12 protein-coding genes are annotated in these 13,044 nt (G+C 70.6%); 7 read left to right on the forward strand and 5 right to left on the reverse strand.

The window, feature by feature from the left end; translation table 11 throughout:
* Positions 1 to 400: 400 nt before the first annotated feature.
* The 3 genes from OHS59_RS38745 to OHS59_RS38755 all read left to right on the forward strand — a co-directional run bounded on the left by OHS59_RS38745 (position 401) and on the right by OHS59_RS38755 (position 2,644).
* Complete coding sequence (locus OHS59_RS38745; RefSeq protein WP_328497988.1) at positions 401 to 1,780, forward strand: hypothetical protein; 1,380 nt, start codon at positions 401 to 403, stop codon at positions 1,778 to 1,780.
* Positions 1,780 to 2,178, forward strand: a complete 399-nt coding sequence (locus OHS59_RS38750) for a hypothetical protein (protein ID WP_328497989.1) — start codon at positions 1,780 to 1,782, stop codon at positions 2,176 to 2,178. The genes OHS59_RS38745 and OHS59_RS38750 overlap by 1 nt, the downstream gene beginning before the upstream one ends.
* 124 nt (positions 2,179 to 2,302) lie before the next feature.
* Positions 2,303 to 2,644: a DUF5713 family protein gene (locus OHS59_RS38755; protein ID WP_328497990.1), complete on the forward strand. Its 342-nt coding sequence runs from the start codon at positions 2,303 to 2,305 to the stop codon at positions 2,642 to 2,644.
* Positions 2,645 to 2,680: 36 nt separating this feature from the next.
* On the opposite strand, the gene OHS59_RS38760 is transcribed toward OHS59_RS38755, so the two are convergent.
* Positions 2,681 to 3,490, reverse strand: coding sequence for an alpha/beta fold hydrolase (locus OHS59_RS38760; RefSeq protein ID WP_328497991.1), 810 nt, complete (start codon positions 3,488 to 3,490; stop codon positions 2,681 to 2,683).
* 234 nt (positions 3,491 to 3,724) lie between these two features.
* Between OHS59_RS38760 and OHS59_RS38765 the strand changes: the two genes are divergently transcribed.
* The gene (locus OHS59_RS38765) at positions 3,725 to 4,330 is read left to right on the forward strand and encodes a TetR/AcrR family transcriptional regulator (protein ID WP_328497992.1); all 606 of its coding nucleotides are present in this window, start codon (positions 3,725 to 3,727) and stop codon (positions 4,328 to 4,330) included.
* Positions 4,331 to 4,451: 121 nt separating this feature from the next.
* On the opposite strand, the gene OHS59_RS38770 is transcribed toward OHS59_RS38765, so the two are convergent.
* Complete coding sequence (locus tag OHS59_RS38770; RefSeq protein ID WP_328497993.1) at positions 4,452 to 5,213, reverse strand: TetR/AcrR family transcriptional regulator; 762 nt, start codon at positions 5,211 to 5,213, stop codon at positions 4,452 to 4,454.
* Positions 5,214 to 5,538: 325 nt separating this feature from the next.
* Between OHS59_RS38770 and OHS59_RS38775 the strand changes: the two genes are divergently transcribed.
* The gene (locus tag OHS59_RS38775; protein ID WP_328497994.1) at positions 5,539 to 6,564 is read left to right on the forward strand and encodes an LLM class F420-dependent oxidoreductase; all 1,026 of its coding nucleotides are present in this window, start codon (positions 5,539 to 5,541) and stop codon (positions 6,562 to 6,564) included.
* The gene (locus OHS59_RS38780) at positions 6,561 to 8,486 is read left to right on the forward strand and encodes an AMP-dependent synthetase/ligase (protein WP_328497995.1); all 1,926 of its coding nucleotides are present in this window, start codon (positions 6,561 to 6,563) and stop codon (positions 8,484 to 8,486) included. The genes OHS59_RS38775 and OHS59_RS38780 overlap by 4 nt, the downstream gene beginning before the upstream one ends.
* A gap of 72 nt (positions 8,487 to 8,558) precedes the next feature.
* Here OHS59_RS38780 and OHS59_RS38785 read toward each other — a convergent pair whose 3' ends face one another.
* A complete protein-coding gene (locus tag OHS59_RS38785) occupies positions 8,559 to 9,698 on the reverse strand; it encodes an acyl-CoA dehydrogenase family protein (RefSeq protein ID WP_328497996.1) in 1,140 nt (379 codons plus the stop codon).
* A 90-nt stretch (positions 9,699 to 9,788) separates the two neighbouring features.
* Between OHS59_RS38785 and OHS59_RS38790 the strand changes: the two genes are divergently transcribed.
* Positions 9,789 to 10,415: a TetR/AcrR family transcriptional regulator gene (locus tag OHS59_RS38790; protein WP_328497997.1), complete on the forward strand. Its 627-nt coding sequence runs from the start codon at positions 9,789 to 9,791 to the stop codon at positions 10,413 to 10,415.
* 69 nt (positions 10,416 to 10,484) lie between these two features.
* Here OHS59_RS38790 and OHS59_RS38795 read toward each other — a convergent pair whose 3' ends face one another.
* Together OHS59_RS38795 and OHS59_RS38800 are read right to left on the reverse strand one after the other, a co-directional pair.
* Entirely contained in the window at positions 10,485 to 12,050 is a 1,566-nt protein-coding gene (locus tag OHS59_RS38795) for an aldehyde dehydrogenase family protein (protein WP_328499520.1), read from the reverse strand.
* Positions 12,051 to 12,061: 11 nt separating this feature from the next.
* The gene (locus tag OHS59_RS38800) at positions 12,062 to 13,039 is read right to left on the reverse strand and encodes an oxygenase MpaB family protein (protein WP_328497998.1); all 978 of its coding nucleotides are present in this window, start codon (positions 13,037 to 13,039) and stop codon (positions 12,062 to 12,064) included.
* Positions 13,040 to 13,044: the final 5 nt, after the last annotated feature.

The raw sequence follows: 13,044 nt of genomic DNA on the forward strand, positions 1-13,044 counted from the left end.
GGGGAGCGGGATGGCGGTCGGGTGGGGCGCGCGTGCTCGGGGGAGGGCACGGGCGGACGAGGCCGAGTGGCCTGCCGTCCCGGTTCAGACGACCCCTGTCGGCCTCGGGGCCGACCGTCCCGTACAGGTGGACCCCACATCGTCCGAAGTGACGCGGCTGCTGTGTCAGGCGGTCTATGCGCGCCCTGACCGGGTGAAGGCATTGCAGGCGTGGTGGCGAAGGATCCGGGGGAAGTCGGGGAAAGCCAGGAAGCCTCGGCGCAGTACGAGGCGGCCGGTCTACCTGGAAGGCCGCGACGACTGTCCGCCTCTGGGGGAACCCACCGCGCAGTGGGTGGTGGACCATGTGCTGCACGGTCCGCCGCTGCCCGTACCGTCGTATGGCTTCGACCTTGTTCCAGTGACGGCGCACAGCCTTCGTGCGCGGCGCCGGCGCTGGGCCCGGCGTCTGTGCATCCTGATCCTTTGTGCGCTGGTCGCCCATGTGCTGCCGTGGGCCTTCGGGATCTGGGCGGCGGCCGTCATCGCCGCCCTGCTCCTGCGATGGACCGCCTTCCGTGCGAAGCGCAGGTCCGGCAAGGGGCGGTGGACGCCTTCGCGGCGCCTGGCGTACGTGGTGCTGCTCGCGCCATGGTTGCTCGCTCCGGTCCCGATCGGACCCGTCGGCGGTGATGTGTTCGAGCTGCGCCTCGAAGTGGCGCTGCTGCCTTTCGGACTGGCGGCGGTCGTCGCGGTGGCATACGCGGTCGACCGCCTCGTGACACGGTCCGCGCTGGGCGCTCTGACGCGGGACGGTGTGTCGTCCGACGACCTGCCGTGGGTCGCTGCCAAGGCCGGCCGCAGGATGTCGGACATCGGCAAGGAACAGTCCCAACTCGCCCTGCCCTACGACACGTCGGAGTGTTTCGTCGGTGCCGGACGCGATGTCTGGGGACCGGCTCGTATCAGCATCCCGCTGACGCCCAAGGATGCCGACGAGTCGGTCAAACCGTTCGGGGAGGCGGAACTCCTTCGACGCACAGGCACCGCTCTCAATGAACTGGGCCGTGGTGCCAGGGAGATCACCGACCCGCTCCCCGGGTTCTCGATGGAGCGCGTACTCGGCCTGCCGGCAGCCCGGTGGCTGCAGCGCACCCGTGAGACGAAGGTGGAGCTGCCCGACCTGACGGGACTGGGCCGCAGGTCCCCTTCCGGTGTGCCGGACCGGCTCTATCTGCGGGCCCAGTGCATCAGCTGGGACGGACAGATCGTGGTGAGCGTGTTCGTGCATGCCGCACTGGAAGCCGGTGAACTGCGGCTGACCATTCGGCCGCACGTCATGACTCCGCTCTACAACGAGCTGCGGGTGACCGCCGCACCGGCCCGGACACGCGGAGCACGCCTGCTCAGGTGGCTTGCCGCGCAGGCGCTCCTGGACACGGCCGCGGGTCCCCTGGCCGTGTGGCGGCTGGTCGCGCGCCTGGGAGAGAAGACCGAGAGCCGTGCCGAGGAGGAAGACCCGGTGAGCCTGCGCGACCGGTACTCCACCGAGGAAGTGACCGACATGCATCAGAGTGACGATGCCAAGCGACACGTCGTGCTGATGCAGTCCTGCGTCTTCCGGACGGTCGCCGAGTACCTCGACGAGCAGGGGATCGACCTGGTCGCGTACGAGCGGCAGGTCGCCACCGTGACCAACAACATCCTCGTCTACGGGGACAACAACGCTCCCATCCAGAACGTCGCCGGTAGCGGTATCAGCGGCGTCGGCCAGGACAACAAGAACCAGGGAGGCAAGTGATGGCAGTGGGACGGCGTCGGCCCGATCCGAACCCGGGCCACGGCTCGGGCATCAGCATCGGCGGCACCAACAACGCACCGTTGCAGAACGTCGTCGGCGAGAACATCTCCGACGTCCGGCAGACGTCCTCGGTTCAGGGAGCGGTCGATGTCGACGCGGTGCGGGACCTCCTCGCGGCGTTCCGCGCGGATGTCGACCGCAACGCGGCGGCACTGCGGAACACGACGGTTCTCCGCGCCATGGCGGACACCGTGGACACCTCACTCGCGACCCCCGACGGGCCACAGGTCGGCACGCTGCGCGGGATCGCACAGGCGTTGCCCGCGCTTGTGGTGGGCACCGCGGTGCAGCAAGGAGGCGAAGCGCTCGCCACTGCGATCGGCGGCCTGTTGAGCTGAGTCGCAGCTTCGGCGGGGAGGCCGGACCCCGTGAGAGCACCGCGTCTGCCGCGGTCGGACCTTCGCCCTGTCAGTGCGGTGCTGCATGATCGGTGCGTCGGTTCTTCTACGGGGATGGGGCACCATGCCGATCACGAATGAGCAGGTGGCGGGGCACGCGTTTCTGCGGCAGTTGTACGCGGACCCGTACTACCCCGATCACGTCGTCGACAAGGGCAAGGCGATCCTGCTGCGGCTGTGCCGGCGGATCGAGGCCGAGCGGCCGGCGGATCTGGCGAACCTGTACGTGCTCACGCATGCCGCGACAGATGAGTTCAACCTGTTGGAGGCGGAGTTCGAGGCGGCCGGGAGCGAGATCGAGACGGTGGCCCGGGAGGAGATCGCCGAGGATTTCTGGTTCGTCTCGTCGGCCTACGGGTTCAGCGACGCCGACGCGGAGGAACTGATCGCCACTCGGGAGTGGTGAGCGGCGGCCGGAAGGCCGACTGGCGGGCCGGGGCGGTCAGTTGTGTGTCCGGCTCGTGGCGTGCGTCTCCGTGAAGTCCCACACCACCGGCAGGAGTTGTTCGGGCGTCTCGGTCTGGGGCATGTGGCCCGTGCCCTCCAGCAGGCGGAACTCCGCACCGGGGACGGCCCGCGCGTACGCACGCCCGTAGTCGGAGTCCACGACCTGGTCGCTCGCGCCCCAGGCGACCAGGGTCGGGTGGGTGACCTCGGCCAGGCGGTCGGTCAGTGTGGGATCGGCCATGTAGTTCGGGCCCGAGTAGACCTGCAGCGCGACACGGTTGGCTGCCATGACCGCAAGCTGCTCCTCGGAGAGCGCACTGGCGTCGAAGCGGAACTTCGAGAGGTCGTGGAACGAGAGGCGGGCCAGCTCGGGGGGAGCGAGGGAGAACGTGTCGGCTATCGGGTGACCCGGCACGCGTACGCCGACCGCGTTGACGAGAGTCACACTGCTGACCCGCTCGCTGCCCAGGATCGCCAGTTCGGCGGCGATCCAGCCGCCGATGGAGTTGCCCACCACCGCGACGTCCCGCAGATCGAGCTCCTCAAGCAGCTGGGCGTAGACCTGAGCGAGGGCCGGGACATCGGTCAGCCACTCGGGCCGGTCCGTGCCGCCGAATCCCGGGTGGAAAGGAGTGAAGACCCTGGCGGGCCGCTGCCCGGCCAGGAAACCCGCGAACGGGGTGACGGTCTGCGGACCGCCGCCTCCGTGCAGCAGCAGGAAGGGGCGCCCTTCCGACCCCCGCAGGTCGACGGTGACGTCGACGGTGCCCTGGTCGAGCTTGAGCGTGTGGGTGGCGCTGGTCATACGGTGCTCCTCAAGTAGGCGCTCTCGTCGTGAGAGCTGACTCTCATGAGATTAGAGGGGCGGAGTGTCGTAATGCAAGTGCACTCTCATGTCGAGAACGCGCTGTTATCCTCTGCATGTCAGTGAGTGACCTCGAATGCCCTCGACGGCCCTCGAATGCCTTTGGGTGCCCTGGGGCGTTCTTGGGTGACCCAGGTGGCATCGAGTGTCGTCCGGAGAGGGAGTGTGATGAGGATGGCGAGCCAGACCGGTGCCGGCCGCACCAACCAGAAACAGCGCACGCGGACGGCGATCCTGACGGCCGCCCGGGAGTTGATAGACGCGGGTGCCGAGATGACCATGCCCGCGATCGCCCGCGCCGCACTGGTCTCGGAGGCCACCGCCTACCGGTACTTCGCCGACCTTCCCTCACTGATCAGTGAGGCACTCGCCGGTGCCTGGCCGTCTCCGGAGGAGGCGCTCGCGCCGGTGGCCGACTCCGCCGACCCCGTCGAACGCATCGCGTTCGCCTGCGAGTACCTGCTCCGCGGCATCCTCGCCAAGCAGGGTTCGGTACGGGCGATGATCGCCGCCACCGTCACCCGCCCCGAGGCGGTCGCCGCACGCCCCGGAATCCGCTTCGGGCTCATCGACCAGGCGCTCCTCCCGCTGGAGGGCACGCTCGGTGCGGCCGACCCGGACGCGTTCGCCCAGCTCAAGCGCGGCCTGGCGGTGGTGGTGAGCGCCGAGGCCCTCTTCGTACTCACCGATCTGTGCCGGCTCGAAGCCGACGAAGCCGTCGCCAGCGCCGTGCGCACCGCGGTCGCACTCACCCGCGCCGCCGTCCCCCCGGTCGCATAACGGCCAAGGGTGTTCGTCAGCGCCCAATTCCCAATTCCCAATTCCCAGTTCCCGGTTCCCAGTCCTCAGTTCCCAGAGTTCAGCTCTCGGCGCCGAGCGCCGAGTGCCCTGCGTCCTGTGCTCAGTGATCGGCGCGCGGTTCGCGCACGGCCTGCTGCTGTCGTATGCGGCCGACGCGGCCGACTCGACCTGTGCGACCGGCGCCGGTGCCGACGTCGGCACCGATGTCGGCGCCCGTGCCGCCGCCGAAGGGCGGCCCCGCGTACCCCACCGTGCCGAGGCTGAGCAGGACGTGCCGCCGGGCGACCTCCTCGGCGGTCAACGGGCCTTCCGTGCGGTACCAGTTGGCCACGCCCTGGCACATGGTGAGGATCGCCCGCACCGCGTCGGCCGGGATCGGTGTGGTGAACGCGCCCTCGCGGATCCCGGCCCGGACGGTGTCCAGCAGCATGTGCTGCAGATAGTCGCGCAGCGCCACGTACCGGGCCCGGTTCTCGGGCTCCAGGCTGCGGATCTCGGTGTCCAGGAAGGCCATGCCCTTGCGGTTGGCCATGTAGAGCACGATCGACTCCACCATGCCGCAGAAGCGTGGCAGCGGATCGTCGCCCGCTTCGGAGGCCGCGGCCCGGCAGCGGTCCAGGACGTCTTTCATGGACGTCTCCAGCAATGTGGTGAGCAGGGCCTGCTTGTTCTCGTAGTGGTAGTACAGCGCGGGCACCGTGACGCCGACCCGGGTGGCTATGTCCCGCACCGAAGTGCCGTGGTAGCCGTGTTCGTTGAAGGCCTCCATGGCGTGCAGAAGGATGGGGTGCAGATCGAGCGGACCGTACGAGCGCCAGTGCTCCCCGGGAGAGACGACGGCCGGGCTCGGTTCGCTGCTCAACTGCGCTCCTCGGATGGCTCGGTGACGAGTGTCATCGTATGTCGACGGGATGCGACGCGTGGGGAACGGGCACTTATCGATCGATCAGCGAGTGCAGGCGAGTTGATGTCGGACGCAGGTCCCCTCCTCCATAGTCTGCCCGAAATCATGCTGTCTGTACGGTACTTGTGCGTGTGATGATCCATCAGGTCTACCAATGATTGTCCTCTGTCGGGGCGTTGACCCCTCCGGCGACTGCTTCTACTGTCTTAGCGAACGCTCAGTAAGTTCTCGGTCTGGTTGAACCGGAGACCGTGTCGACCCCCGCAGCCAAGGACGTCAACTGATGCAACTGTCCACACCCCTGACCTACGCGGGAGACCCGCGCGCCGCCGCGGACCGGGCCGCCGCACTGGAGTCGGCCGGTCTCGACGCGGTCTGGGTGGCCGAGGCCTACGGCTTCGACTCCCCGACGGTCATGGGATATCTCGCCGCCAGGACCGACCGCGTGAAGATCGGCGCGGCTGTTCTCAACGTCTACTCCCGCACCCCGGCGCTCATCGCGCAGACCGCCGCCGGACTGGACGCCCTCACCGGCGGTCGCGCGCTGCTCGGCCTCGGCGCCTCCGGACCCCAGGTCGTCGAGGGCTGGCACGGCCTTCCCTACGACAAGCCGCTCGGCCGTACCCGCGAGACGATAGAACTGGCCCGCCGGATCTGGCGCCGCGAGGTGATCGAGCACCGCGGCATCACCGAGTTGCCCCTGTCCCCGGAGAAGGGCGGCACACTCGGCAAGCCGCTGAAGCTCCTGACACGGCCCGTGCGCGACAGCATCCCGGTGCACGTCGCCGCCCTCGGGCCTGCCAACGTCCGGATGACCGCCGAACTCGCCGACGGCTGGCTGCCGTTCCTCTACGTACCGGAGCACGCGGCCAAGGTGTGGGGCGGATCCCTCGCGCAGGGCGCCGCGCTGCGCGACCCGGCCCTCGGCCCCCTGTCGGTCGTGGCCGGAGGGCTCCTCGCCGTCGGGGAGGACGCGGAGGCGGTACGCGATCTGATGCGGCCCACCGTCGCGCTGTACGTCGGCGGCATGGGCGCACCGGGCCGCAACTTCTACCACGACCTCGTGTGCTCCTACGGCTACGAGGCGGAAGCCGCCGCGATACAGGAGCACTTCCTGGCCGGCCGCAAGAAGGACGCGGAGGCCACCGTCCCGGCCGAACTGTGCGAACTGGTCAGCCTGGCCGGACCCGAGGGCTATGTGCGGGACCGCGTCGAGGCGTTCCGGGAGTCGGGCGTCACCATGCTCAACGTGACGCCCGTCGGGCCCGAACCCGCCCGTCTGGTGGAGCGCGTCAAGGAGTGGCTGTGACAACCGAACCTTCCCCGCAAACCCCCGTCCCCGCCGAACAGACCCTGCCGCTGCTGCTGGAACGCAACGCGCGTCTGTACGCCGAACTCCCTGCCCTGTCCTGGCAGACCCCGGAGGGCAGCGGACCGGGCGGCGGCCGACCGGAGGGTGGCCGATCGGAGGGCGGCCGACCGCAGGGCGGCGGACCGGACGGGACCGGACCCGACGGCGCCGAACCGGGCGAGGGCGGCTGGACGACGCTGACCTGGGCGCAGGTCCGCGAGCACACCACCCGCCTCGCGGCCGGCTACGCGGCACTCGGTGTCGGCCGCGGCGACCACGTGCTGCTCATGATGGCCAACCGGCCCGAACACTGGCTCTCCGACCTGGCCCTCGTGCGACTCGGTGCCGTACCCGTCACCGTCTACGGCACCTCCGCCCCCGAACAGGTCACCCACATCGCCCGCAACTGCCGGGCCCGGGTGGCCGTGGTCGAGGGTGCCGCGCAAGTGGACCTGTGGGAGCCGCTGTTGGCGGACGCCGCCGTCCCGCTCGACCGGCTCGTGGTCGTGGAGGCCGACGCGATCGGAGGACACTTCCCCTACGCCGCCCTGGGCCGGGAGCCGATTCCGGAGCAGTTCGGGAAAGCTCTGGACGCCGCACGCCCCGACGACCCGCTGACGGTCGTCTACACCTCGGGCACCACCGGTGAACCCAAGGGCGTCGTCCTGAACCACCGCCATGTGCTGGCCGACGCGTCGGCGCTGGACGACGTGGTCGAACTGCCGCCGCACGTCGAGCACATCTGCTACCTGCCCTTCGCGCACATCGCCGAACGGATGCTCGGCATCTACCTGCCCTGCCACCGCGCCTCGCACGTCCACCTGTGCGCCGACCCCACGGGCGTCGCCGAGACCGTACGCAAGGTGCGTCCCGCCCAGTTCTTCGGCGTGCCGCGCGTCTGGGAGAAGCTCGCGGCCGCCGTCCGGGCCGTGCTGTCGCTGCTGCCCACGGAACAGCGGGCGGCGATCGAGGAGGCCGGCCGGGTGGCCCGCGAGCACGTCGGGTACCGGGAGCGGGGCGAGCGGCCTACCGCCGAACTCGAAGCGGCCTACGCCCGGCAACGGGCCGAGGTCCTTGAGCCCTTGCTGGCCGCGGGCGGCCTCGACCGGATCACCTGGGCGGCCAGCGCCTCGGCCCCCATGTCGATCGACGTGGTGCGGTTCTGGGCCGGTTTCGGCATCGTGATCATGGATGCGTGGGGGCTCACGGAGACCACGGGCGTGGCGACCACCAACAGCCCGCGCACCGGCTTCCGGCTGGGTTCGGTGGGGCGTCCCGTCTCCTCGGTGGAGGTCCGCGTCGCCGCGGACGGTGAGATCGAGGTGCGCGGCTCGACGGTGTGCTCCGGCTACCTGCGCGAGGACGGCACGGTGCGGTCGGTGGTGGACGAGGAGGGCTGGCTCCGTACCGGCGACATCGGCCGTCTCGACGAGGACGGCTACCTGTGGCTCACCGACCGCAAGAAGGAAATGATCGTCACGTCGACGGGCAAGAACGTGTCCCCGGCGCTGGTGGAGAACGCCCTCAAGGAGCACCCTCTGATCGGCCAGGCACTGGTGCACGGCGACAACCGCTCCTACCTGGTGGCGCTGTTGGTCCTCGACGCGGAGACGGCGCCCGCCTGGGCGGCGGCCCACGGCATCGACGGGGACACCGGCCCTGCCGCACTGGCGGCGCATCCGGCCGTACGGGAAGAGGTGGACCGGGCGGTGGCGGCGGCCAACGCGCGGCTGAACCGAACCGAGCAGGTCAAGCGGTACCGGCTGCTCTCGGAGGAGTGGGGTCCGGCCACGGGGGAGCTCACGCCGTCGCTGAAGATGAAGCGCCGGGTCATCCGGGACAAGTACGCCGCCGCGCTGGGGGAGTTGTACGAGGACTGACCGCCGATCCCGGTGTGAACGACGGGGGGTGCCCCTCCCGGACGGGGGAGGGGCACCCCCCGTCGTCGGTCGTCAGAGCCCGTAGGTCTTGCCGATCACGTCCCGCTGGATCTCGCTCGTCCCGCCGTAGACGGTGGAGACGACCGCGGCGCGCAGATGGCGCTCCATGTCGTACTCGGTGGCGTACCCGTAGCCGCCCATCATCTGCATGCCGTCCAGGGCCGCCCGCTTGGCGGTCTCGGTGGCCTTGAGCTTGGCCATGGACGCCTCGCGCGGGAACAGCCGGTCCGGTTCGGCGTCGCAGTCAAGGGCGACCTCGCGCACCAGCAGACGGGTGCACTCGATCTCCGTGGCGAGGTCGGCGATCCTGTGCCGCAGGGCCTGGAACGAGCCGACGGGACGGCCGAACTGCTCACGCTCGCGTACGTACCCGACGGCGTCGTCGAACGCGCGGCGGGCCAGACCGAGCATGGTGGCGGCGAGGAAGAGCCGTTCGTGGTTGAGCCCGGCCATCAGCTGCCGCCAGCCCGCGTCGACCTCGCCGACGACGGCGTCGGCGGGCAGCAGTACGCCGGTGAGGTAGACGTCGTTCACCTCGCGGCCGCCCATGGTCTCGATGCCCCGGATCTCCACGCCGGGTGTGCCGGCCGGGACGTGGAACATGGTGAGTCCGGCGTGCTTGTCCCCGGAGGTCCGGGCCACGAGCAGGATGCTGTCGGCGATGTGGGCGTTGGAGATCCACGTCTTCTGTCCGTCGATCAGCCAGTCGCCGCCCGGGTCCCGTCGGGCGCGGCACGTCAGCGCGCCGACGTCCGAGCCGGCGGCGGGCTCGGACATCGCGATCGCGAGGACGTCGCCCCGAACGACTCCGGTGAGCACCTCCCGCTTCTGCCGTTCGGTACCGAACCGTTCATAGGCCTTGGCGGTGATGACGCTGGTCACGAAGCCGCCCGCAGGGACCATTCCGTACGAGGTCTCCTCCAGGAAGAGGCAGGCGTCGGCCAGTCCGCCGCCGGAACCGCCGTACTGCTCGGGCAGACACACGCCGAGCCAGCCGAGCCCGGCGAGCCTGCCGTAGAGCCCGGTGTTGTGGGGCTCTCGGCCGCCCCCGGTCAGGGCGTCCCGTTGTTCACGCGTGCCGCACTCGCGCTTGGCGAAGTCGCGGACCGCCGCGACGAAGTCGGACTGTTCCGGGGTGAGTCGACTGCCCATGGGGTCCTCCGGGTTCCGGCTGGTTACAAAGAAATGACAGTTGTCTCATAGTCTCTTCGGTGGATCTCGGGCGGTATCGTGAGGAGCACCATGACGACTTCTGCGAACGACTCCCTGCTCGCCCGGGCCATCGCCCGGCCCGAGACGGAGGAAAAGGTGGCGCGGCGCATCCTGGACGCCGCACTGGATCAGTTCACGACGTTCGGCCTGCGCCGCTCCTCCATGGACGACGTCGCCAAACGGGCCGGGGTCTCCAGGGTCACGGTCTACCGCCGGTTCCAGACCAAGGACGGACTGGTCGAGGCCTGCCTGCTGCGCGAGGGCAGCAGGTTCTTCCAGAAACTGGACACCGCCGTGGCGGCGCTGCCGACCATGGAGGAGCGGGTCGTCGAAGGTTTCGTGGTGGCCCTGCGGTACACCAGGGCCCATCCGCTCTTCGGCGGCCTGCTGCGCCTCGAACCCGAGGTGGTGCTGCCCTACCTGACCGTCCAGGGAGGCCCCTCGCTCGAAGCCACCTGCGACTACCTGACAGCCCATCTGCGACGCGCTCAGCAGGTCGAGGGGCGCGGCGACTCCGACCCCCGGCCGGTCGCCGAACTGATGATCCGCGTCGCCGTCTCCTTCCTGCTGAACCCGTCGAGCTGCATCGAGATGGAGGACGAGGACCAGGCCCGCGCCTTCGCCCGCCGCTACCTCGCCCCGCTCCTGGACGCCTGACGGCCCGTGACGCCGGGATACTGCGCCGGGGCACGGGCGCGGCGTGCCGCCCGGGTGGCATCCCGGCCGTCAGCGCCGATGGTGCAGCCACCGCGCCACCGCGACCGCGCGTGCCCGGGCGGCCGAAGGAGTTCTGAAGGAGGTCAGGTCGACCGGCGGGGCGAAGCGCTGCACCGTGACCGACTGGGGCGCGGTGAACGCCCGCAGCCCGTCCGCGCCGTGGATCCGCCCGAAGCCCGACTCCCCTGAACCGCCGAACGGCAGCGCGGGGACGGCGGCGAAGCCCAGCACGGAGTTGACGGACACCGCCCCGGCCCGCAGCCGGGCGGCGATCGCGGCACCGGCCCGGCGGTCGTGGCAGAACACCGAGGCGGCCAGCGCGTAGGGCGAGGCGTTGGCGCGCTGGACCGCCTCGTCCGTGCTCGCCACCGCGTTGATCGCCACGACCGGCCCGAACGTCTCCTCGGTCATCGCCGCCGACTCCTCCGGTACGTCGACCAGGACGACCGGCGTGACATACGCCCCGGACGCCGGGCCGGAGGTCGAGACGGATACCGAGGTCGATGCGGGGGCGGGGGCGGAGTTGGAGGTCGAGGCCGTGCCGCCGAGCAGCGCACGCGCGCCGGCCGCCAGCGCCTGATCCACGTGCCGACGGACCACGGCCGTCTGGGCAGGCGTCGTCATCGGACCGTAGTCGGCGTCCGGCACCGGACCCACCCGGAGTGCCTCGGCCCGCTCGACCACCTTGCGGCAGAACAGGGCGTGCACCTCCCGTACGCAGTAGACGCGTTCGACACCCGCGCAGGTCTGCCCCGCATTGCTCATCGCGCCCCACACGACCGCGTCCGCCGCCGCGTCCAGGTCCGCGTCGACCGTGACGATCGTCGCGTCCTTGCCGCCGCACTCGGCGAGGAGGGGCGTCAACGACCGCGCGCACACCGCCATCACCTTGCGCGCCGTGCCGGGGGAGCCGGTGAACGCCACCTTGTCGACGCCCGACCGGGCCAGCGCCTCCCCCGTAGCCGCCGCACCGGTCACGATGGTCAGCAGACCGGCGTGCTCGGGCACGGCCGAGGCCAGGAGTTCGGCCAGCAGTACGCCCGTACCGGGGGTGTGCTCGGACGGCTTGAACACCACGGTGTTTCCGGCGGCCAGGGCGTAACCGATGGAACCCATGGGTGTGTAGAGGGGGTAGTTCCACGGGCCGATCACTCCGATCACGCCGAGCGGCCGATGGGCCACGGTGGCCCGCTGGTTGACCGCCAGGAGTCCACCGCGCACACGCCGCCCGCGCAGTACCCGGTCGGCGTTGCGGGCCGCCCAGTCCAGGTGCTCCAGAGTGAGGATCACCTCCAGTACCGCGTCGCCGCGCGGCTTGCCCGTCTCCGCCGCGATGGCCTGAGCGACGGCGTCGAGGGAGGACGCGAGCTTCCGCTTCCACCGCAGCAGGTGGTCGCGGCGGTGCGCCGCGGAAAGCGCCGCCCACCCGGCCGCGGCGGTCCGGGCCCGCTCCACGGCGAGGGCCACGTCCTGCGGACCGTGGACCGGGTGCTCGCCGAGGGGGTCGCCGCCGGCGGGGGAGTGGACGGTGAAGGTGGCGGGGCGGGGCCCCGCGTCCTCGTCCGTGCCGGTCATCTCCGTGCGGGTCATCGAAACTCCTGGTGTGTGGGACTGCCGTCGGCCGGTGGAGGGCGGTGCCCGTCGTCCCCGGGTACGGCGTTCGTGCCGTCGCCGTGTACGGCGTTGCCGCCGTCCTCGTCCGGAAGCGGGCGCAGCGGCCTGGAGTGGGACCAGTGCGGACCCAGGTCGTCCAGCGTCCAGCCGAACGGGTAGCTGCGGGGCTTGGGCCGGTACGGGCGCCAGGCGGGCCGGGGAGGCATACGGCGTACCAGCGCGGCCCGGGCCCGCAGGGCGCGGTGGGTGGCGGTCCGCACCCGGCGCGGCTGCGGGCGGAAACCCAGCGCGGCGAGCAGCGGCTCGTCCAGGACGGCGAGCGAGGCGCGCGCCACCAACGGCCGCAGCCAGTTCGGGTACCACTGGGTGACGACCCTCATCGTGGCTGCCGCGACCCGCCTGTTGGCCGGGTCGTAGGCGAACATCCGCCGCTCGTAGGTGTCGTGGAGGCGGGCGAAACCCGCGTAGTCGACGGGCAGTTCGGCGATGCCCATCATCTCGCCCAGGCGCCGCCCCACCAGTGCGAGACTCTCGGTCTCCTGGGGCGACAACGACCGCCAGCCGAACCGGTCGATCCACCGTTTGGGGCCGACGACGGTCGTGGCCAGGACGTAGAGGAAGTCCTCGTCGGCTATGCGGTAGCGGCCGTGGATGCGGTTGAGATGACGGGCGGCGGCCCTGCCCTGTTCGGAGTCCATGCCGTCGCGCACGATCTCGTGGGCGATCAGCACGGTGTCGTCGTACCGCTTCTGTCCGGCACGCTCGAACTCCTGCGTGTGGTCGAGGAGTCGGGAGATGCGTGGCACGCCGTAGTCGCGCAGGAAGGCGACCGAGACGCCCTGGAGATAGTCCCAGGGGAACTCGTACTCGGTGATCAGGCGGAAGATCTCCTCGTAGTCCTGCTGCGGGTCCATCCGCTCGATGCGGTGGAGCCGGCTGTAGCGGCCCATGAGCG

This window comes from Streptomyces sp. NBC_00414 (genome assembly GCF_036038375.1).
Classification (GTDB): domain Bacteria; phylum Actinomycetota; class Actinomycetes; order Streptomycetales; family Streptomycetaceae; genus Streptomyces.